This is a genomic window from Tabrizicola oligotrophica, assembly GCF_011008935.1.
Taxonomy (GTDB): domain Bacteria; phylum Pseudomonadota; class Alphaproteobacteria; order Rhodobacterales; family Rhodobacteraceae; genus Tabrizicola_A; species Tabrizicola_A oligotrophica.
Window position 1 is genome coordinate 1 of record NZ_JAAIVJ010000016.1, and the last position, 18,775, is coordinate 18,775.

Sequence of the window (18,775 nt, forward strand, 5' to 3'; positions counted from 1 at the left end):
AGCGGTGGGATTCGAACCCACGGTGGAGTTCCCCCCACGCTGGTTTTCAAGACCAGAGCCTTAAACCACTCGGCCACACTTCCGTTCGGGCGGGCTTAGCGGGTTCGCGGCGATTCTGAAAGGGCGGGGCAATGGGGCTCACGAAGGGTTTTCCGCCGAGGCGCAGCCTTGCCCTTCCCTGCGGCGCGGGGCTTCTGTATCATGGCGCAAATCAATCGGGTCGCCTTGTTTCCGAAACCGGGCAGGCCTTCAGAAGCGCGCCAGCAGAACGCGCGATATAGGACGTTGAGCATGGCAGGCACGGCACTCGCGCGGGTTCTACTTGTGGTATCGGCAACCGCCCTTCTGGCGGGATGTCAGGGCGAAGGCAGCCCCTTCGGCAAGACGGCGGGTCCGGGCGATGCGGCGCCAGAGGCTGCGGCAGCGCTGGATGCGCCGGCCGGTGCCGAAGGCGAAGTGGCCCCGGATGCCGCGGCCAGGCCGGTGAAAGGGGCCGCGAAATCGGTCAAGCTTGTCGACCGCGATGTCGAGGCGCCCGAGGTGTTTTCCGTCACCGACATGGCCCTTTGGGATGGCCGGCCCTCGCTGGGGGGGGTCTGGGTTGCCTCGCCCGATGCCGTGGACCCCGAGCGGGTGATCCTGCGCAACGCCGAGAATGGCAAGTTCGTCATCGGCGCGCTGTTCCGGCGCGAGCGCGACAACCCCGGCCCGGCCTTGCAGATCTCGTCCGACGCCGCCGCGGCCCTTGGCCTGCTGGCGGGCCAGCCCGGCAAGATCGGCGTCACGGCCCTGCGCCGCGAAGAGGCGCCGGTGACGGCGCCCGACGCCTCCAAACCGCTGCTGGATGCGGCCGAGACCGTCGAGACCGAAGCGACTGATCCGACAGCGCCGGGGGTTGAGGCCGCCCTGCCCGCCGCCGGGGAGGCCGCTGCGGCGCCGACGCCCCCCAAGTCCAAGGGGTTCAGCCTGTTCAAGAAAAAGCCCAAGGTGACGGGCGGTCCGGTGGCCCCGGTGGTGACGTCGCAGCCGCTTGACGCGGGCGCGGCCACGACGGCCCCCACGGCAACCGCTCCGGCATCACCGGCCCCTGCCGCCGCGGCGCCGGCGGCGAAAGCGCCGGCTGCAGCCGGGCTGATCCAGATCGGCATCTTCTCGGTCGAGGCCAATGCCAAGCGCGCGGTTGACACGCTGGCCAAGGCGGGCGTTGCCGCCACGGTCCGCGCCGAGACATCGCAGGGCAAGGCCTTCTGGTCGGTCACCGCCGCCGGCGGGTCGGAGGCGCTGGCCAAGGTGAAGGCGGCCGGGTTTGCCGATGCCTACATGCTGAAACGTGGCTGACCCGACAGGAGGCTCCATGCTGTATTCTTCCCTCCGCTCCTCGCTTTGCGGCGCGCTTGCGGCCAGCCTTCTGGCCCTGCCGGCCTTTGGCTTTGACACCGCGGCCCGCTCGGCCTGGGTCTATGACATGACGACCCACACGGTCCTGATGGACAAGGATGGCAATGTGCCGGTGCCGCCGGCCTCGATGTCGAAGCTGATGACCATCAACATGCTGTTCGAGGCGCTGCGCGATGGGCGGGTGACGCTGGACACCACCTTTTCGGTCTCGTCGCGGGCCACTGAAATGACCGCGCGCGGCGGCTCGACGATGTATCTGCAAGAGGGCGACCGGCCAACCGTGGAAGACCTGTTGCACGGTATGATCGTGAATTCCGGCAATGACGCCTGCATCGTGGTGGCCGAGGGCCTCGCCGGCAGCGAAGAGGCCTTTGCCGCCCAGATGACCGAACGCGCCCGCATTCTGGGGATGGAGCAGTCCAATTTCGCCAATTCCAGCGGCTGGCCCGATCCGACCCACAAGATGAGCATGAAGGATCTGGGCATCCTGGCCCGGCGCCTGATCGAGGAATTTCCGGAGTATTATCCGCTCTTTGCCCAGACCTCGTACAACTACAAGGACCGCGCGCCGGCGAATGCCAACAACCGCAACCCGCTTCTGAAGCTGGGCATCGGCGCGGACGGGCTGAAGACCGGTCACACCGCCGAGGCGGGTTATGGGCTGGTGGGCAGCGTCAAGCAAGGCGAGCGGCGGATCATCTTTGCCTTTGCCGGCACCGAAAGCGACAAGGCGCGCGCCGAGGAGGCAGAGCGCATCACCTCCTGGGCATTCCGGCAATTCGCCCTGAAGACCACGACCAAGGCCGGCACCCGGCTGGCCGAGGCGCCGGTACATCTGGGCGAGGCCGAAACGGTCGGGCTGGTGCCGGCCGAAGACATCCGGCTGCTGGTGCCCGCCGTCGCCCATGGCACGCTCAAGGGCGAGGTGGTCTATCAAGGCCCGGTGGAAGCGCCGATTGCCAAGGGCACGGTGCTGGCGGAGCTGGTGATCGACGTGCCGGAACTTGGCCCGCAGCGCGTGCCGCTGGTGGCGGAAGCCGATGTGGCCAAGGGCGGCTTCATGGTGCGGATGAAGGCGGCGGCGCAGGTGTTGCAAGCCCGCTATTTCGGCAGCGAAGCACCCGCAAGCTGATGGGAAACGGCGCGTTCCTGTCCTTTGAAGGCATTGACGGATCGGGGAAATCTACCCAAGCCCGGCTCTTGGCCGCCGCGCTGCGGGCAACGGGCCGCGCAGTGACGCTGACGCGCGAGCCGGGCGGCAGTCCGGGCGCCGAGGAGATCCGCCGTCTGGTGCTGGAGGGCGACCCCGACCGCTGGTCGCCCGAGACCGAGCTTTTGCTGTTCACCGCCGCGCGCCGCGACCATCTGGAAAAGACCATCCGGCCCGCCGTGGCGCGCGGTGAAGTCGTCATCACCGACCGGTTTGCCGATTCAACTCGGATGTATCAGGGTCTGACGCGCGGCAATCTTGCCGCCGCGGTCGACCAGTTGCACACGCTGATGATCGGGGTGGAACCCGACCTGACCTTCCTGATCGACATCCCGCCCGAGGCCGGGCTGGCGCGGGCCACTGCGCGGGCCGGCAAGGAAATGCGGTTCGAGGATATGGGTCTGGAGGTGCAGCGCCGCGTCCGGGACGGGTTTCTGGCACTGGCCGCGCAGGCCCCTGCCCGTTTCCGGGTGATCGACGGCAATCGCCCCGAGGCCGAGGTCGCGGCCGAAGTGCAGGCCGTGGCGACGGGCTGGCTTGCCGGACGATGAGCGCGCCCGACATCCCCGAACCCGATGTCATCGAGGGCGCGCCGCATCCGCGCGCCACGCAGACCCTGCTGGGGCAATCCGGGGCCGAGGCGACCTTCCTGCAGGCTTTCAACGCGGGCCGGCTGCACCATGGCTGGCTGATCTCGGGTCCGCGCGGCGTCGGCAAGGCGACGCTGGCCTGGCGGCTGGCGCGGTTCCTGCTGGCCGCGCCCGAGGATGACGGCGGCATGTTCGCCCCGCCGCCGCCCGAGACGCTGGGGATTGCCGCCGACCATCCGGTCGCCCGCCGCATCGCCGCCCTGTCGGAACCGCGGCTGTTCCTGCTGCGCCGGGCCTGGGATGAAAAGAAGGCCAAGCTGCAGGACGTGATCTCGGTCGACGAGGTGCGGAAGATGAAAAGCTTCTTCACCCTCTCGGCGGCCGATGGCGGGCGGCGGGTGGCGATCATCGACGCGGTGGACGAGATGAACCCGGCGGCGGCCAATGCGCTGCTGAAGCTGCTGGAAGAGCCGCCGAAAGCGGTGACGATGTTTCTGGTCAGCCACCAGCCGGCGCGGCTCTTGCCGACCATCCGCTCGCGCTGCCGCGAGCTGCGGCTGGGGCCGTTATCGGCGGAAACCCTGTCGGACGCGCTGACCATGGCCGGAGGCGAGGTGGAGCCCGAAAACCGCGCGGCGCTTGCCGAACTCGCGGGCGGCTCGGTGGGCGAGGCGTTTCGCATGACCAACCTCGAAGGGCTGTCCCTCTATGCCCGGATCGTGAAGCTGATGGCCAGCCTGCCCCGGCTGGACCGGGTGCAGGCGCTGGCGCTGGCAGAGGCAGGCGCCGGGCGCGGGGCCGAGGCGCAGTTCGACCTCATCGTCTCGCTGCTTGATCTGTTCCTCGCCCGGCTGGCCCGCGCCGGTACTGTCGGGCACTGCCCGCCCGAGGCCGCCCCGGGCGAGGCGGCGCTGATCACACGCCTCTCCCCCCACCCCATCGCCGCGCGCGGCTGGGCCGATCTGGCGCAAAGCCTTGGCATCCGGGCGCGGCGGGCAAGGGCGGTGAACCTTGACCCTGCCGCGCTTCTCATGGATATGCTTCTGAAGATCGACGAGACGGCGGCGGCCCTGTCTCGATCGTCCTGAAGCTGTTCTCTTGCGGCCCCCGCCCGGGGGTTTCACACCCCCGGACCCCCGTGGGATATTTGGGAACAGATGAAGCGGAAAGGCCCCGGAGTTTGAACGTGACGCCGCCAGAGCTTGTCGACAGCCACTGCCATCTGGATTTCGCCGATTTCGACGGCGAGGTGGACGCCATCATCGCCCGGGCCGCCGCGGCGGGTGTGCGGCGGATGGTGACGATCTGCACCAGGTTGCCGAACGAACCGAAGGTGCGGGCGATTGCCGAAGCGCATCCGGGCGTGTTCTATGCCGTCGGCCTGCATCCGATGAGCGTTGCCGAGGCCGCGCCGGTCACGGTTGCGGAGCTGGTGGCGTTCGCCCGGCATCCGAAGATGGTGGGGATTGGCGAGACCGGGCTGGATTACCACTACACGCCCGACAGCGCCGAGGTGCAAAAGCAGTCCTTGCGGGTGCATATCGAGGCGGCGCAGGAGACGCAGTTGCCGCTCATCATCCATGCCCGCGCGGCGGATGCCGACATGGAGCGCCTTCTGGCCGAGGGTATGGCGGCGAAGCCCTATCCTTGCGTGATGCATTGCTTTTCGTCAGGCGCGCGGCTGGCCGAGGCGGCGCTGGAGATGGGGTTCTACCTGTCGATGTCGGGCATTGCGACCTTTCCGAAATCGGGCGAATTGCGCGAGATCTTTGCCCGTGCGCCGCTGGCCCGCATTCTGGTGGAAACCGACAGCCCCTATCTGGCCCCCGTGCCGCATCGCGGGCGGCGCAACGAACCGGCCTACACCGCCTTCACCGCGCGCACCGGGGCGCAGGTCTTCGGCGTGAGCGAGGCCGAATTTGCCGCCGCCACCACCGCAAACTTCGATCGGCTGTTCCGCAAGGCCGCCCTTGCGGCCAAGGCGGCGTAAGATGGCGACGCTGCGCTTCACCATCCTGGGCTGCGGCTCGTCGGGGGGGGTGCCGCGGATTGGCGGCGACTGGGGGGATTGCGACCCCACGAACCCGAAGAACCGCCGCCGCCGCTGCTCGATGCTGGTGGAGCGGGTGCAGGGCGAAGCCGTGACGCGGGTGCTGATCGACACCTCGCCCGACATGCGCGACCAGCTTCTCGATGCCGGGGTCGGCGCGCTGGACGCGGTGGTCTACACCCATTCCCATGCCGACCATGTGCACGGGCTGGACGACCTGCGCCAGATCGTCTTCAACCTGCGCCATCGCCTGCCGGTCTGGGCCGACGGGCCAACGCAGGAGGCGCTATTGTCGCGCTTTGCCTATGCCTTCGTGCAGCCCGCGGGCAGCCCCTACCCGCCGATCCTGGACCTGCGCACCATCGGCAAGGCGTTCGAGGTAACGGGCGCAGGCGGGGCGATTGCGTTCCAGCCGTTCGAAGTCGATCACGGCTCCATGGCGGCGCTTGGGTTCCGCATCGGCGGGCTGGCCTATCTGCCCGATGTGGTGGCAATCCCCGAGCCGGCCTGGGCGCATCTGGCGGGTCTTGACTGCTGGATCGTCGACGCGCTGCGGCGCAAGCCGCATCCAACCCATGCCCATCTTGCGATGACGCTGGACTGGATCGGCCGGGCGCGGCCGGGCCGCGCAGTCATCACCAACATGCATCTCGACATGGATTACGCCACGCTCGAGGCCGAACTGCCGCCGCATATCCGCCCGGCCTATGACGGCATGGTCATCACCTTCGACAACCTGCCGTGAGCAAGCCCCGATGAGCGCGCTGATCGACGTGATCCTGCCGGTCTTCGTGGTGATCGGCTTTGGCTGGCTGGCCGCCTGGCGCAGGCTGTTTTCCGACAGCGCGGTCGACGGGGTGATGCGCTTTGCCCAGAGCTTCGCCCTGCCGGTCCTGTTGTTCAAAAACGTCGCGGCGCTGGATCTAAGCGCGGCCTTTGCGCCGGGGCTCTTGCTGTCGTTCTACATCGGCGCCTTCACCTGCTTTGGCCTTGGCTATTTTGGCGCGCGGGCCGTCTTTGGCCGCCCGATGACCGATGCCGTCTCCATCGCCTTTGCCTGCACTTTCTCGAACTCGCTGCTCCTTGGCGTGCCGATCACCGAGCGCGCCTATGGCCCCGAGGCGCTGGCGGGAAATTTCGCCATTATCGGCATCCATGCGCCGCTGATCTACACCTTCGGCATCGTGATGATGGAATGGGCGCGGTCGCGGGCCAATCCCGAGCGGACCCATGCCGACCTTGCCAAGCAGGTGCTGCGCGGCGTGTTCACCCAGCCGCTGGTGCTGGGGCTTGCGGCGGGCTTCGTGGTGAACCTGAGCGGCGTGCCGCAGCCGCGCGTGCTGGAGGCGGCGGTGGAGATGATGGCGCGGGCGGCACTGCCGGCGGCGCTGTTCGGGTTGGGCGGCGTCCTGTGGCGCTATCGGCCCGAGGGCGACAAGGGGCTGATCGCCATGGTGACGCTCTGCTCGCTGGTGCTGCACCCGGCCATTGCCTATGGGCTGGCGCGGTTCGGCTTTGGCCTTGGCGTGGACGGGCTGCGGTCAGTCACCATCACGGCGGCGATGGCGCCGGGGGTCAACGCCTATATGTTCGCGCATATGTACGGGGTGGGCAAACGGGTGAACGCCAGCGCGGTGCTGGTGGCGACGGGGCTGTCGATCCTGACGACTTGGGGCTGGCTGCACATCCTGCCGTGAGGATCGCCCGACGAGCGCCGCAGGCGACGAGGAGGCTCAGCGGAACCCCTTGGCGTGGAAGATGAAGCCGAGGAAGTTCAACAGAACCTGCGCCGCGAGGATCTGGGTCGACTGGCTCGGGTCGTAATCCGGCGCCACCTCGACAAGGTCCATCCCCACGACCTCATGGTTGCGGGCGACATGCTGCAAAAGCTCCAGCACTTCGTAATAGAGGAAGCCGCCATGGCTGGGCGTGCCGGTGCCCGGCGCGATCGAGGGGCAGAAGCCGTCAATGTCGAGCGTCAGGTAGACCCGCGCGCCCTTGGGGATGCGCGCGGCCACCGCCTCGGCGCCCAAGGCGCGGAACTGGCGGACCGAAAGGATATCGTCGCCCATCTTGCGGGCGGCGTCATAGCCGTCCTTGGCGGTGGAGGACACGTTGCGGATGCCGAGCGCCGTGATGCCCTTGACGTACTCCTTCTCCGCCGCCCGGCGCATGGGCGAGCCGTGGCCAACCCGCACGCCATGGCGTTCGTCGACGAAATCCAGGTGGGCGTCGATCTGCAGGATGTGAATATCGCCCTGGCCAGCGAAGGCCTCGATGCAGGGGATGTTCACCGAATGGTCGCCGCCGATCACCACCGGCAGGGCGCCGGCCTTCAGGATCGCCTCTACCCCCTTGCGGATATTGGCGTGGCTTTTCACGGTGTCGGTGTGGATGATGTCGGCGTCGCCGATATCGACGATGCGCACCGATTGCGGCAGGTAGGTGCAGTCGTCCTCGTGGTCATAGGCCCCGGCATGGCCGAAGCTGAACAGCGTCGAGGCCTCGCGCACCGAGCGGGGGCCAAAGCGGGCCCCGGCGCGGAACTGGGTGCCGAAATCGAACGGCGCCCCCAAGACCGCCACTTCGGCGTCGATCTTCGACCAGTCCTCGACATAGGGCCGCTTGCCGAAGGTCGAGATCCCGACGAAGGGCAGGTTCAGCCGCCCGCTTTCATAGCCGCCAGCCATATCCCTGCCCCTTCGATCAGCGCGGCGTCACGCCGCGCAGGCGTTCGGACCGGCGGCGCAAGAGTTCGACCGAGGTCAGGAGCAGGATCGAGATGATCACGAGGATCGTTGCGACGGCGAGGATCGCCGGCGAGATCGCCTCGCGGATGCCGTTGAACATCTGGCGCGGGATGGTCTGCTGGTCGGGGCCGGCGATGAACAGGACCGCCACCACTTCGTCAAACGAGGTGACGAAGGCGAAAAGCGCGCCCGAGATGATGCCCGGCAGAATGAGCGGCATGACCACCTTGAAGAAGGTCGTGCGCGGGTTGGCGCCCAGCGAATGCGCCGCGCGGATCAGCGACTGGTCAAAGCCCGACAGCGTCGCCGTCACGGTGATGATGACGAAGGGAATGCCCAAGACCGCGTGGGCGACGATGACGCCCAGATGCGAGTTCACCAGACAGCCCTTTTCCGACAGGAACACCCCGATCACCGCGCCGAAAACCGTCGTCGGATCGACACAGGCCTGAGCGTAGAAGAAACTCATGCCGACGGCGATGATGATGATCGGCACGATCATCGGGCTGATGAGCAGCGCCATGATCAGACGGCGATAGGGCATTTCCGGGCGGCTGAGACCAAGCGCCGCGATGGTGCCGAGGACGGTGGCCAGAATGGTCGCCCAAAGCCCGACCCAGAACGAGTTCTTCGCCGCCTGCACCCAGGTTGCCCGGTGCCAGACTTCGGACCACCAGGCGCTGTCACGCACGCCGTCGGGGGTCGAATGCCCCAGCGTCAGCAGCGTGTCATACCAGCGCAGGCTGAAGCCTTCCGGATCAAGCGTCAGCATCTTCTCGGTGAAGGTGAAGTAGGGCTCGACGTTGAACGACAGCGGAATGACCACCAGGATCGGGGCGATCAGGAAGATGAAGATCAGCGCGCAGATCACCAGATAGGTGTAATACCAGGTGCGCTCCAGCGGCGAGGCGTAGGTCGGAAGTGCCATGATATGTCTCCTCAGCCCAGTTTCAGCCGGTCGATGCCGATCAGACGGTCATAGAGCCAGTACAAGAGCAGGATGGCGGCCAGAAGCATCGCGGCCAGAGCGGCGGCCAGCGACCAGTTCGATTTCGTCATGTGGAAGCTGATGAGGTTCGAGATCAGCTGGCCATCGGCGCCGCCGACAAGGGCGGGGGTGATGTAGTAGCCGACCGCCAGAATGAACACCAGCAGCGAGCCGGCGGCGATCCCCGGCAGGGTTTGCGGCAGATAGACCCGGCGGAAGGTGGTCCACGAGGTTGCCCCGAGCGAGCGGGCGGCGCGGGCATAGCTGGGCGGAATGACCCGCATGACCGAATAAAGCGGCAGGATCATGAAGGGCAACAGCACATGGGTCATGGCGACGATGGTGCCGGTCATGTTGTACATGGCCGCGATCCGGTTGTCGTCGCCGACCACGCCAAGCCAGACCAGAAGATCGTTCAGGATGCCCTGCTCCTGCAAGAGCGCGATCCAGCTAGTCGTGCGCACCAGAAGCGAGGTCCAGAACGGCAGCAGGACAAGGATCATCAGCAACGAGGAGCGCGACATCGGCAGCACCGCCAGCAGATGCGCGACCGGGAAGGCCAGCAAGAGGCAGATCACGGTGATGATGCCGGAAACCAGGAAGGTCTTGAAGAACAGGTAGAGATAGATGCGGTCCTTGTCGCCGCCCCGCTCCCAGCCGTTGTCGCCAAGCTTGTTGTCGGTGCCGACCTTGTAGAATTCGGTGGTGAATTTCGACGAGGCCGCCTCCATGCCGCGCCACAGCGCCGGACGCGCCCATTCGGCATCGACGGCGAGCAGGGCTTCCTTGTAAGGGGCCTGAAGGTCCTTGGCGGCGCGGGCGCCAGCCTTGAACAGGCTGATCGTGCCCGGCACGGTATAGTTGATACGCGTGCCTGAAAGGCCGGTCAGCTTTTCGGTCTGCATGAAGGTCAGATCCTTCACCAGCGCCGCATAGGCCTCTTCGGGCGGGTTTGCGTAATCGAAACCGGGGTTTGCCTCGAACCACTCCACCAGGGCGGGGGCGGATCTGGCAAAGCCGTCATGTTCGACCGAACGCTTCAGCATGTAGCCGATCGGAATGAGGAAGGTCAGCAGCACGAACAGCAGAAGCGGCAGAACCAGCAGGAAGGCGCGGCGTTTGGCGCGCGATTGCGCAATGGCAAGCGCTTCTTTCAGCGGGCGGCCATCTGCGGTGGTCAACAATTCGGTGGAAGCTTCAGCCATGGCCGTTCCCTCATCACTTGGGGGTCGGGCGCGAAGTTGCCTCCGCGCCCGGTTTGTCTTGCCGTGGCAAGGGCCAGTCCGGCCCCTGCCGCTTTGTCCGGATTACTGGCTCAGCCAGGCCTGGAAGCGCTCGTTCAGTTCTGCGTCGTGGTCGACCCAGAAGTCGGACGAGGTCAGGAGCGAGTTGGCCATGTTCGCCGGGTTGGTCGGCGAGTGCGGAGCCATGTCGGTCTTGCCATCCTTGTAGATGATGGGCTCGATGTTCGACGACTTGCGCGGCGCACCGTAGGAGATGTTCGACGCCTGAGCGCGCAGACCTTCGGTCGAGGTGGCGTAGGAGATGAAGTCCATCGCCAGGTCCTTGTTCGGGGCGCCCTTCGGAACGACATAGAGTTCGCTCTCGTAGATCTGGCCATCCCAGACGATCTGGAAGGGCTTGCCCTCGCCGACCGCGGCACCGAAGATACGGCCGTTGTAGGCGGTGGTCATCGCCACTTCGCCGTCAGCCAGCAGCTGCGGAGCCTGAGCGCCGGCTTCCCACCAGACGACTTCCGACTTGATGGTGTCGAGCTTGGCAAAGGCGCGGTCCACGCCCTCGGGGGTGCCAAGGGTGGCATAGACGTCGGCCGGAGCCACGCCGTCACCCAGCAGCGCCAGTTCCAGAACGGCTTTCGCGCCCTTGCGCAGGCCGCGCTTGCCCGGGAACTTGGTCAGGTCGAAGAAGTCGGCGACGGTCTTCGGGCCTTCCGGGAACTTGGTGGTGTCATAGGCAAAGACGTTCGCCCAGATGTCGGTCGCAACGCCGCACTCGGTGATCGCGCCGGGGAAGAAGTCGTCCACAGCGGCGGTGCCATCGGCGCCGGGCTTGACGGTGGCCGGGTCGATCGGCTCCAGCACGCCTTCGTCGCACAGACGCACGGCGTCGGCATATTCGACGGAAGCCACGTCAACGGTGACGTTGCCGGCTTCGACCATGGCCTTGAGTGCCGGAGCGGGGTTGTCGCTGTCGACCATGACGGCGGCGTTGCCGGTGGCGGCAGCCCAGGGCTTCACATGGGCTTCGGTCTGGGCTTCGCCATAGGCGCCGCCCCAGGACATCACGGTGACGTCAGCGTTTGCCGCGAAGGCAAGGCTGGTCAGCGCGGTGGTCAAAACGAGAAGTTTCTTCATTCTTTGCTCCCAGTTGGTCTTCAGTTGAAATTTTCCGCCCCTCTGCAGAACGGGCGGCGGCCTTTTTTGGCCTTACATCGGATCAAGCGCGCGGGCGTCCTGCGGATGCCAGCCCACCTTGATCTTCTGTCCGGGGTCGAGGCGGGTCTGCCCCAGCGTGTTGCGCATCTTCATGACAAAGCCATCGGCCCCGGCCACGCGCAGGACCACGCGCAGGATGTCGCCCATGTAGATGATCTCGCGCACTTCGGCGTCGATCATATGGGCGCCCTCGGGCATCATCTCGGCCTTGAACTCCACCCGTTCCGGGCGGATCGACACCAGCGTCTTGCCGCCCTTTTCCTTGGCGTTGACGGCAGTTGCGTCAATCAGCTCGCCGGTGGCCAGACGCACCAGCGCCTTGTCGCCGGTCAGCTCCTCGATCACGCCGGGCAGCTTGTTGTTCTCGCCGATGAACTGGGCGACGAAGCTGTTTTCCGGACGCTCGTAAAGATCGGCGGGCGGGGCAAGCTGCTGGATGCGGCCGTCGTTGAACACCGCAACCCGGTCCGACATGGTCAGCGCTTCGCCCTGGTCATGGGTCACATAGACCACGGTGATGCCAAGCGTTTCATGCAGGTGCTTGATCTCGAACTGCATGTGTTCACGCAGCTGCTTGTCAAGCGCGCCAAGCGGTTCATCCATGAGAACCAGCTTGGGATCGAACACCAGCGCGCGGGCCAGGGCGATACGCTGCTGCTGGCCACCCGAAAGCTGGGCCGGGCGGCGATTGATGAAATTGCCCATCTGCACCATGTCGAGGGCGCGCTTGACCTTGGTCTCGCGCTCGTCCTTGCCCATGCCGCGGACTTCCAGCGGGAAGGCAAGGTTCTCGCCCACCGTCATATGCGGAAACAGCGCATAGTTCTGGAACACCATGCCGATGCCGCGCTTGTGCGGCGGCACCTGGTTGATCGGCTTGCCGTCAAGGCGGATCTCGCCATGCGTGGCGGTTTCAAACCCCGCCAGCATCATGAGGCAGGTTGTCTTCCCCGAGCCGGACGGACCAAGCATCGTAAGGAACTCGCCCTTGCCGATCGAAAGGTTCAGGTCCTTTACGACGAGGCTGACCCCGTCATAGCTTTTCTGAACATGCTCAAATGCGACGAAAGCGTCGTTCTGGCTGGTCATCCCAGTCAATCTCCCCGTCTGTCCGGCAGCTGCCCTGCGCTTGTCTTGCTTCGACTTAAGCCAATGCAGGTGTCGTTTGCAATCAACTATTCGTCGCCTTTCAGCATGCACGTCGATTGCGGGATGATCGGGCATTTTACGCCCCATTTGTCGCGCAGAACGGCATATGAAAAACCCAAGCGCAGGAGAATCGACTGTAGCCTTGTCATTTTCAGCCACCGGAAACTCTGCTTCCTGACGGGAATTGACCGGTCGGAAAAAAACGATTCCCTGACGCAAACGGCATGCGCCGCGGTCAGACCGGCCAAGCCCGTGGTGAAGCGAAGGGCAGAAGTCGCTGCACGCAGGGGCCGCATGGACCGTCTGATCGCCGGACAGGGGGGCGGTGCCGATCCCGCCTTGCCGCTTCCGCAGGCGGCGGCGGGCCGGCACGGGTTGGCGCAATGCAGACAGGCCGCGGCAAGCGCGGCAACTTTACGTCGAATTTTCAGGAGTTTGGCTGACCCGAAGGCGAAGGATCAAACCCGAGGCCGATTGGTGCGGATGAAAAGACTCGAACTTTCACTCCGGTTAAGGAACAGCGACCTCAACGCTGCGCGTCTACCAATTCCGCCACATCCGCACTGATCTGGCCTCGGGTGAAGCGGTGTTTAGCTGCAAGGGTCGGGGATGAAAAGGGGGATTCTGCAACTTCTTGCCGCGCCCGCGTTGCATTCCGCTGTCGCGCGCGGCATCTCTGGCGGGCGCAGGCCGGGAGGGTGGCATGGATCAGGTGGAATGGACGACACTGCCGGGCCTGTCGGATTATGCCGAGACCCTTGCAGCCATGGAGGCGCGCGTCGCCGCCATCCAGCACGGCCAGGCGCCCGAGGCGGTCTGGCTGCTGGAACACCCGCCGCTCTACACCGCTGGCACCTCGGCCAAGCCCGCCGACCTGGTGCAGCCGGACCGGTTCCCGGTGCATCCGGTCGGCCGCGGCGGGCAATACACCTATCACGGGCCGGGCCAGCGGGTCGTCTATGTCATGCTGGATGTCAGCCGCCGCGAAAAGGATGTGCGCTGTTTCGTGCGACATCTGGAGAACTGGGTGATCGCGGCTCTGGCCGAGTTCAACGTGCGCGGCGAGATTCGGCCCGGCCGCGTCGGCGTCTGGGTCACCCGCCCGGAGAAGCCCCGCCTGCCCGACGGCACGCCGGCCGAGGACAAGATCGCCGCCATCGGCATCAAGCTGCGCCGCTGGATCAGCTTTCACGGCATCTCGATCAATGTCGAACCCGACCTGTCGCACTTCTCGGGCATCGTGCCCTGCGGCATCCGCGACCACGGCGTGACCAGCCTTGTCGATCTTGGCCTGCCGGTGACGATGGCCGATCTGGACATCGCGCTGCGCAAGACCTTCGAGCAAGCGATGACCGCAAGCTGCCCGGTCTGAGACCCGCGCGCCCCCTTGGAACACCGGATCGCGGTTAGGTAGCGGCGGCGGCAGTTCAAGAACGTTTTCCCGGATTCCGGCTCAAGACTTCGTGTTTTTCGATCACTTATTTGCGTTTACGCACGCATGAACCTCACATGTGCATTTTCGCGCATCAATGCACATTGAAGCGCCCGGTTCCGACTGCCACATCAGCCTCATGATCGAACGCAGATCAGCATCGGATGCCGCAACAGACAGCGGCCCTACAGACAAAAGGAAGAAAGACATGAAATCGTTTCTGACCGCCACCGCCCTGTCGCTTCTGGCCGTGACCGCCGCCCAAGCCTCGGGCAATGCCGCGCCGACCGGCGTCGAGTTGCGCCCGGTCGAACTGACCAACGCCCGCGACATCGCCGACAACGGGTCCTCCAGCATCACCGTCACCATTGGCGCCCCGAAGGAAGTTTCGGCCACCCTGCTGCCGCCGCGGGACCGCGTCGAGGCGGGCTACAAGGCCGACAGCACCGTGACCCTCTCGGCCTTCCCCGGCGCCCCGACCGCCGTCCACAGCCGCCACTGACCGGCCCTGCCGTAAAAGCTGCGACGCCCGCCCCTCCGGCGGGCGTCCTGCATTTCCGGGGTTGCCACGCGCGCCCGTCCTGCGACACAGCTTGCTATTGCATAACATGCGGCCAAAATCCATGTTCGGCGACAGGGACGCGACCTGATACCCAACCCTTACGAGGACATCATGACCAAGTTCACGCTTCTGACGGCCATCAGTGCCCTGATGCTGGCAAGCCCGGTGCTGGCAGCCGACCCTGCTGCCGGAGAAGCCGAGTTCAAGAAATGCAAGGCCTGCCATTCGCTTGTGGCCTCTGACGGCACCGAAGTGGTGAAGGGCGGCAAGACCGGCCCGAACCTTGGCGGTGTGATCGGCCGCCCGGTGGCCTCGATTGCCGACTTCAAATACGGCGATTCGATTCTGGCCGTGGGTGCCACCGGCGCCGTCTGGGACGAGGCCGCGCTGGCCGCCTATGTCACCGATCCTTCCGCCTGGTTGCAGGAAAAGACCGGCGATGCCGCGGCCAAGTCGAAGATGTCCTTCAAACTTTCGGCCGGCGCCGAGGACATGGCCGCCTATCTCGCGACCATCAAGTAAGCCCCTGCCCCTCCGGACCTCGCCGCGCCCTGCCGACGCGAAACCGAAGGTACCCGAGGAGGATGGCACAGACCCTGGAAGGCGGCCTCGCGGGCCGCCTTTTTCCATGCGCGGCGCCCGCCCGGCTGCGACATGATTTCTTGATCTGCATCAAACTCTTTGATTGCCGTTCCCCGGCCGCCGTTCTAAAGACTGCTTATAATGTGGCGGAAAGGCTTGGCCTTTGCGCTCCGACGGGAACACGAAATCGAACGCAAAATCGGGAGACGCCAATGGCAGACGCAGCCATGCATGGCCACGACCATGAACACCGCGGGTTCTTCACCCGCTGGTTCATGTCTACGAACCACAAGGACATCGGGATTCTCTATCTCTTCACCGGCGGTCTCGTCGGCCTGATCTCGGTCATCTTCACGCTCTACATGCGCATGGAGCTGATGAACCCCGGCGTGCAGTACATGTGCCAGGAAGGCGCGCGTTTCATCGCCTCGGCCGAGACCTGCACCCCGAACGGGCACCTGTGGAACGTGATGGTCACCTATCACGGCGTCCTGATGATGTTCTTCGTCGTGATCCCGGCGCTGTTCGGCGGCTTTGGCAACTATCTGATGCCGCTGCAGATCGGCGCGCCGGACATGGCCTTCCCGCGGATGAACAACCTGTCCTACTGGATGTATGTCGCCGGTGTCTCGCTGGGCGTGGCCTCGATGCTGTCGCCCGGTGGCAACGGCGATCTGACCTCGGGCATGGGGCCGGGCGCAGGCGTGGGCTGGGTGCTTTACCCGCCGCTGACCACTACGGCCGAAGGCGGCTATGCGATGGACTTGGCGATCTTCGCCGTCCACCTGTCGGGCGCTTCGTCGATCCTTGGCGCGATCAACATGATCACCACCTTCCTGAACATGCGCACCCCCGGCATGACCCTGCACAAGGTGCCGCTGTTCGGCTGGTCGATCTTCGTCACCTCGTGGCTGATCCTCTTGTCGCTGCCGGTTCTGGCGGGCGCGATCACCATGCTGCTGACCGACCGCAACTTCGGCACCACCTTCTTCACGCCCTCGGGCGGCGGCGACCCGGTGCTGTACCAGCATATCCTGTGGTTCTTCGGCCACCCGGAAGTCTACATCATCGTCATCCCGGCCTTCGGCATCATCAGCCAGGTCATCTCGACCTTCTCGCGCAAGCCGATCTTCGGCTACCTGCCGATGGTCTACGCGATGGTTGCCATCGGGGTTCTGGGCTTCGTCGTCTGGGCGCACCACATGTACACCGCCGGCATGTCGCTGACCCAGCAGTCCTATTTCATGCTGGCCACCATGGTCATCGCGGTGCCGACCGGCATCAAGGTGTTCTCGTGGATCGCGACCATGTGGGGCGGTTCGATCAGCTTTGAAACCCCGATGCTCTGGGCGTTCGGCTTCCTGTTCCTGTTCACCGTCGGTGGCGTGACCGGGATCGTGCTGTCGCAGGCTCCGGTCGACCGCGCTTACCATGACACCTATTACGTCGTGGCGCACTTCCACTATGTGATGTCGCTTGGCGCCGTGTTCGGCATCTTCGCCGGCATCTACTTCTGGATCGGCAAGTTCTCGGGCAAGCAATATCCGGAATGGGCGGGCAAGCTGCACTTCTGGGCCATGTTCATCGGCTCGAACCTGACCTTCTTCCCGCAGCACTTCCTGGGCCGTCAGGGCATGCCGCGCCGCTACATCGACTATCCCGAGGCCTTTGCCTACTGGAACTGGTTCTCGTCGATCGGCGCGATGATCTCTTTCGCCTCGTTCATCTTCTTCATCGGCATCGTGTTCTACACCCTGCTCTGGGGCCGCAAAGTGACCCAGAACAACTACTGGAACGAACACGCCGACACGCTGGAATGGACCCTGCCCTGCCCGCCGCCCGAACACACGTTCGAGCAGCTGCCGAAGCGCGAGGACTGGGACAAGGCCCACGCCCACTAAGGCGATGGCGGGGCAGGCCCCCGCGCCCCGAAGAAACCGCAAAGGCCCCGAGGGAAACCTCGGGGCCTTTTGCCTTGCCAAGGCTCACTCCGGCGGGAAGTCCCAAAGCGCCGCCTCGCCGACCTCCACCGAATTGCCAGCCGGATCGCGCACATAGACCGATTGCGCGCCGTTGGGCCAGGTATGGTAGCGCTCGACCGCCAGCCCCAGCGCGGCAAAATGGTTTCCCCAGGCCGCGACTTCAGTGCGGTCCCTGACGCGAAAGCAGAAATGCCCGGCGCCCTCGGTGCCATGGCGGGGAATCACCGTGCCTGGCCCGGCCTCGCGGGATTTCTCGGGGTTGAACACCAGCAACATCTGCCGGCCGCAGCGGAAGAAGGCCCAACGCTCGGGCACCTTGCTGACCAGATCCAGCCCGAACACATCGCGATAAAAGGCCTCTGCCGCGTCCACGTCCCGCGCGTAGATCACGGTTTCCAGAATGCCCTGCGTGGCCTTCATGCGCCCGCCCCCATGGATGCCGTCGCGTCCCGAGCCTGTCGTCGCCCCTCAGCCTGCGCCTGCCCTTGCGAAATGTAAATCCGCACGCCCCGCGCCTTTGCCTTTTGCCACCGCCGCGATAGGTTTGCGCCATGCCCTATGAATGGCTTCCCCCCGACGGCGACACCTGCCGCCTGCAACTCTGGCCCTACCGCAGCCTGCCCCGCCGCGGCATGGTGTGGTTTCTTGGCGGAACCGCACTGTGCATCGGCGTGCCGCTGCTGGGGCTGCTCGGCTCGCCCGTGCTGTGGGGGCTCTTGCCCTTTCTCGTGGCGACCATCGCCGCGATCTGGTGGGCGCTGGAGCGCAGCTTCAGCGATGCCGAGATCGTCGAGGACCTGACGCTGCGGCCCGGGCTTGTGACGCTGACCCGGCATGGACCAAAGGGCAGACGTCAGGACTGGCAGGCCAATCCGCATTGGGTGCGGCTAACCCTCTACGCCACCGACGGCCCGGTGCCGCAATACCTGACCCTGACGGGCGAAGGCCGCGAAGTCGAACTGGGCGCCTTCCTGAGCGAAGCTGAACGCACCAGCCTGCGCGGCGAGCTTGCCGCCGCGCTTGCCGATCTGCGCCGGGCCGGGCCGGACCCGGCCTGAGCCCCCTATTGCACCGGAACCATCAGGTGAGCATAGGGCGTTCCCGGCCACATCACATAGGGACGCGCGGTATCCGGATCCTCTGTGTCGGGATAGCCCGCCATCAGCCCTGTCGCGTTCACGATCATCACATGCGGGCCGGTCGTCACCCAGTGATTGCCATCGGCCGGGCCGGTGGCATAGGGATCGGTGTTGCTGCTGTCGCTGCCGCCGGCCAGCATGTACATGAACCCGACCTTGCCCTGCGGCGGATCGGTCTTGCCCATCCAGGCCCCGGCCCATTCCATTGCGTTCGCGTCGCCGCACATCGGATCGTTGCCGGGCGAGCCGGGATTGTCGGCCATGCACCACCAGCCGTTCTTGCCCTCGCGCAGGGTAATCATCGCGCCGGCTTCGTCAAAACCGTAGACGGTGGCCTCCGCCGAAACAGCGGCCGGGGCGGCGGTAACAGCGTTGTTGATCGCATCTTCGGCGCTCTGCCCATAGGCCGGGTGGGCCAAGCCCCCCGCGACGCAAAGCGCAACACACGTCACTCGAAGTGTCATGATCAGCCTCCCATTTGACATGA

At 65.6% G+C, this 18,775-nt stretch carries 19 protein-coding genes and 1 tRNA gene; 12 read left to right on the forward strand and 8 right to left on the reverse strand.

What is annotated here, in order from left to right:
- The first annotated feature begins 291 nt into the window (after nucleotides 1–291).
- From G4Z14_RS16680 to G4Z14_RS16710, 7 genes are all read left to right on the forward strand, one after another.
- On the forward strand, nucleotides 292–1,338 hold the full coding sequence (locus tag G4Z14_RS16680) for an SPOR domain-containing protein (protein WP_164627771.1): 1,047 nt from the start codon (nucleotides 292–294) through the stop codon (nucleotides 1,336–1,338).
- 16 nt (nucleotides 1,339–1,354) lie between these two features.
- Nucleotides 1,355–2,530 carry a D-alanyl-D-alanine carboxypeptidase family protein gene (locus tag G4Z14_RS16685; RefSeq protein ID WP_164627773.1) on the forward strand — a complete coding sequence of 392 codons (1,176 nt, stop codon included), beginning with the start codon at nucleotides 1,355–1,357 and terminating at the stop codon, nucleotides 2,528–2,530.
- The gene (gene tmk / locus G4Z14_RS16690) at nucleotides 2,530–3,159 is read left to right on the forward strand and encodes a dTMP kinase (protein WP_164627774.1); all 630 of its coding nucleotides are present in this window, start codon (nucleotides 2,530–2,532) and stop codon (nucleotides 3,157–3,159) included. Before G4Z14_RS16685 ends, tmk begins: the two co-directional genes overlap by 1 nt.
- Nucleotides 3,156–4,286, forward strand: a complete 1,131-nt coding sequence (locus G4Z14_RS16695; RefSeq protein ID WP_164627776.1) for a DNA polymerase III subunit delta' — start codon at nucleotides 3,156–3,158, stop codon at nucleotides 4,284–4,286. The genes tmk and G4Z14_RS16695 overlap by 4 nt, the downstream gene beginning before the upstream one ends.
- Before the next feature lie 98 nt (nucleotides 4,287–4,384).
- Complete coding sequence (locus G4Z14_RS16700) at nucleotides 4,385–5,188, forward strand: TatD family hydrolase (protein ID WP_164627778.1); 804 nt, start codon at nucleotides 4,385–4,387, stop codon at nucleotides 5,186–5,188.
- Nucleotide 5,189: 1 nt separating this feature from the next.
- Nucleotides 5,190–5,993: an MBL fold metallo-hydrolase gene (locus tag G4Z14_RS16705; protein ID WP_164627779.1), complete on the forward strand. Its 804-nt coding sequence runs from the start codon at nucleotides 5,190–5,192 to the stop codon at nucleotides 5,991–5,993.
- A gap of 10 nt (nucleotides 5,994–6,003) precedes the next feature.
- Nucleotides 6,004–6,945 carry an AEC family transporter gene (locus G4Z14_RS16710; RefSeq protein WP_164627781.1) on the forward strand — a complete coding sequence of 314 codons (942 nt, stop codon included), beginning with the start codon at nucleotides 6,004–6,006 and terminating at the stop codon, nucleotides 6,943–6,945.
- Nucleotides 6,946–6,981: 36 nt separating this feature from the next.
- Here G4Z14_RS16710 and speB read toward each other — a convergent pair whose 3' ends face one another.
- From speB to G4Z14_RS16740, 6 genes are all read right to left on the reverse strand, one after another.
- Nucleotides 6,982–7,938: an agmatinase gene (gene speB / locus G4Z14_RS16715; RefSeq protein WP_164627783.1), complete on the reverse strand. Its 957-nt coding sequence runs from the start codon at nucleotides 7,936–7,938 to the stop codon at nucleotides 6,982–6,984.
- A gap of 16 nt (nucleotides 7,939–7,954) precedes the next feature.
- The gene (locus G4Z14_RS16720) at nucleotides 7,955–8,926 is read right to left on the reverse strand and encodes an ABC transporter permease (protein ID WP_164627785.1); all 972 of its coding nucleotides are present in this window, start codon (nucleotides 8,924–8,926) and stop codon (nucleotides 7,955–7,957) included.
- Nucleotides 8,927–8,937: 11 nt separating this feature from the next.
- Complete coding sequence (locus G4Z14_RS16725) at nucleotides 8,938–10,191, reverse strand: ABC transporter permease (RefSeq protein WP_164627786.1); 1,254 nt, start codon at nucleotides 10,189–10,191, stop codon at nucleotides 8,938–8,940.
- A gap of 102 nt (nucleotides 10,192–10,293) precedes the next feature.
- The gene (locus tag G4Z14_RS16730) at nucleotides 10,294–11,361 is read right to left on the reverse strand and encodes an ABC transporter substrate-binding protein (protein ID WP_164627787.1); all 1,068 of its coding nucleotides are present in this window, start codon (nucleotides 11,359–11,361) and stop codon (nucleotides 10,294–10,296) included.
- Between the two features lie 72 nt (nucleotides 11,362–11,433).
- Nucleotides 11,434–12,531 (reverse strand): ABC transporter ATP-binding protein, encoded by a 1,098-nt coding sequence (locus G4Z14_RS16735; RefSeq protein WP_164627788.1) that lies wholly within the window; start codon nucleotides 12,529–12,531, stop codon nucleotides 11,434–11,436.
- 535 nt (nucleotides 12,532–13,066) lie between these two features.
- Nucleotides 13,067–13,153, reverse strand: a tRNA-Leu gene (locus G4Z14_RS16740).
- 141 nt (nucleotides 13,154–13,294) lie between these two features.
- On the opposite strand from G4Z14_RS16740, the gene lipB reads away from it, so the two are divergent.
- The 4 genes from lipB to G4Z14_RS16760 all read left to right on the forward strand — a co-directional run bounded on the left by lipB (nucleotide 13,295) and on the right by G4Z14_RS16760 (nucleotide 17,068).
- Nucleotides 13,295–13,963, forward strand: a complete 669-nt coding sequence (lipB, locus tag G4Z14_RS16745; RefSeq protein ID WP_164627789.1) for a lipoyl(octanoyl) transferase LipB — start codon at nucleotides 13,295–13,297, stop codon at nucleotides 13,961–13,963.
- A gap of 268 nt (nucleotides 13,964–14,231) precedes the next feature.
- Nucleotides 14,232–14,525 carry a hypothetical protein gene (locus tag G4Z14_RS16750; RefSeq protein WP_164627790.1) on the forward strand — a complete coding sequence of 98 codons (294 nt, stop codon included), beginning with the start codon at nucleotides 14,232–14,234 and terminating at the stop codon, nucleotides 14,523–14,525.
- A 171-nt stretch (nucleotides 14,526–14,696) separates the two neighbouring features.
- Nucleotides 14,697–15,107: a c-type cytochrome gene (locus G4Z14_RS16755; protein ID WP_164627791.1), complete on the forward strand. Its 411-nt coding sequence runs from the start codon at nucleotides 14,697–14,699 to the stop codon at nucleotides 15,105–15,107.
- Nucleotides 15,108–15,379: 272 nt separating this feature from the next.
- A complete protein-coding gene (locus G4Z14_RS16760) occupies nucleotides 15,380–17,068 on the forward strand; it encodes a cytochrome c oxidase subunit I (RefSeq protein WP_164627792.1) in 1,689 nt (562 codons plus the stop codon).
- 84 nt (nucleotides 17,069–17,152) lie between these two features.
- On the opposite strand, the gene G4Z14_RS16765 is transcribed toward G4Z14_RS16760, so the two are convergent.
- On the reverse strand, nucleotides 17,153–17,569 hold the full coding sequence (locus tag G4Z14_RS16765; RefSeq protein ID WP_164627794.1) for a VOC family protein: 417 nt from the start codon (nucleotides 17,567–17,569) through the stop codon (nucleotides 17,153–17,155).
- Between the two features lie 131 nt (nucleotides 17,570–17,700).
- Here G4Z14_RS16765 and G4Z14_RS16770 point away from each other — a divergent pair, with 131 nt between their 5' ends.
- On the forward strand, nucleotides 17,701–18,207 hold the full coding sequence (locus G4Z14_RS16770) for a DUF2244 domain-containing protein (RefSeq protein ID WP_164627796.1): 507 nt from the start codon (nucleotides 17,701–17,703) through the stop codon (nucleotides 18,205–18,207).
- Between the two features lie 5 nt (nucleotides 18,208–18,212).
- On the opposite strand, the gene G4Z14_RS16775 is transcribed toward G4Z14_RS16770, so the two are convergent.
- A complete protein-coding gene (locus G4Z14_RS16775) occupies nucleotides 18,213–18,752 on the reverse strand; it encodes a hypothetical protein (protein WP_227751827.1) in 540 nt (179 codons plus the stop codon).
- Nucleotides 18,753–18,775 lie beyond the last annotated feature (23 nt).

Coding starts and splice junctions, on each gene's coding strand:
- G4Z14_RS16705 (WP_164627779.1), top strand. CDS start 5,190: ATGGCGACGCTGCGCTTCACCATCCTGGGCTGCGGCTCGTCGGGGGGG.
- lipB (WP_164627789.1), top strand. CDS start 13,295: ATGGATCAGGTGGAATGGACGACACTGCCGGGCCTGTCGGATTATGCC.
- G4Z14_RS16750 (WP_164627790.1), top strand. CDS start 14,232: ATGAAATCGTTTCTGACCGCCACCGCCCTGTCGCTTCTGGCCGTGACC.
- G4Z14_RS16725 (WP_164627786.1), bottom strand. CDS start 10,191: ATGGCTGAAGCTTCCACCGAATTGTTGACCACCGCAGATGGCCGCCCG.
- G4Z14_RS16695 (WP_164627776.1), top strand. CDS start 3,156: ATGAGCGCGCCCGACATCCCCGAACCCGATGTCATCGAGGGCGCGCCG.
- G4Z14_RS16680 (WP_164627771.1), top strand. CDS start 292: ATGGCAGGCACGGCACTCGCGCGGGTTCTACTTGTGGTATCGGCAACC.
- G4Z14_RS16710 (WP_164627781.1), top strand. CDS start 6,004: ATGAGCGCGCTGATCGACGTGATCCTGCCGGTCTTCGTGGTGATCGGC.
- G4Z14_RS16735 (WP_164627788.1), bottom strand. CDS start 12,531: ATGACCAGCCAGAACGACGCTTTCGTCGCATTTGAGCATGTTCAGAAA.
- G4Z14_RS16720 (WP_164627785.1), bottom strand. CDS start 8,926: ATGGCACTTCCGACCTACGCCTCGCCGCTGGAGCGCACCTGGTATTAC.
- G4Z14_RS16730 (WP_164627787.1), bottom strand. CDS start 11,361: ATGAAGAAACTTCTCGTTTTGACCACCGCGCTGACCAGCCTTGCCTTC.
- G4Z14_RS16755 (WP_164627791.1), top strand. CDS start 14,697: ATGACCAAGTTCACGCTTCTGACGGCCATCAGTGCCCTGATGCTGGCA.
- G4Z14_RS16775 (WP_227751827.1), bottom strand. CDS start 18,752: ATGACACTTCGAGTGACGTGTGTTGCGCTTTGCGTCGCGGGGGGCTTG.
- G4Z14_RS16685 (WP_164627773.1), top strand. CDS start 1,355: ATGCTGTATTCTTCCCTCCGCTCCTCGCTTTGCGGCGCGCTTGCGGCC.
- G4Z14_RS16760 (WP_164627792.1), top strand. CDS start 15,380: ATGGCAGACGCAGCCATGCATGGCCACGACCATGAACACCGCGGGTTC.
- G4Z14_RS16765 (WP_164627794.1), bottom strand. CDS start 17,569: ATGAAGGCCACGCAGGGCATTCTGGAAACCGTGATCTACGCGCGGGAC.
- tmk (WP_164627774.1), top strand. CDS start 2,530: ATGGGAAACGGCGCGTTCCTGTCCTTTGAAGGCATTGACGGATCGGGG.
- speB (WP_164627783.1), bottom strand. CDS start 7,938: ATGGCTGGCGGCTATGAAAGCGGGCGGCTGAACCTGCCCTTCGTCGGG.
- G4Z14_RS16770 (WP_164627796.1), top strand. CDS start 17,701: ATGCCCTATGAATGGCTTCCCCCCGACGGCGACACCTGCCGCCTGCAA.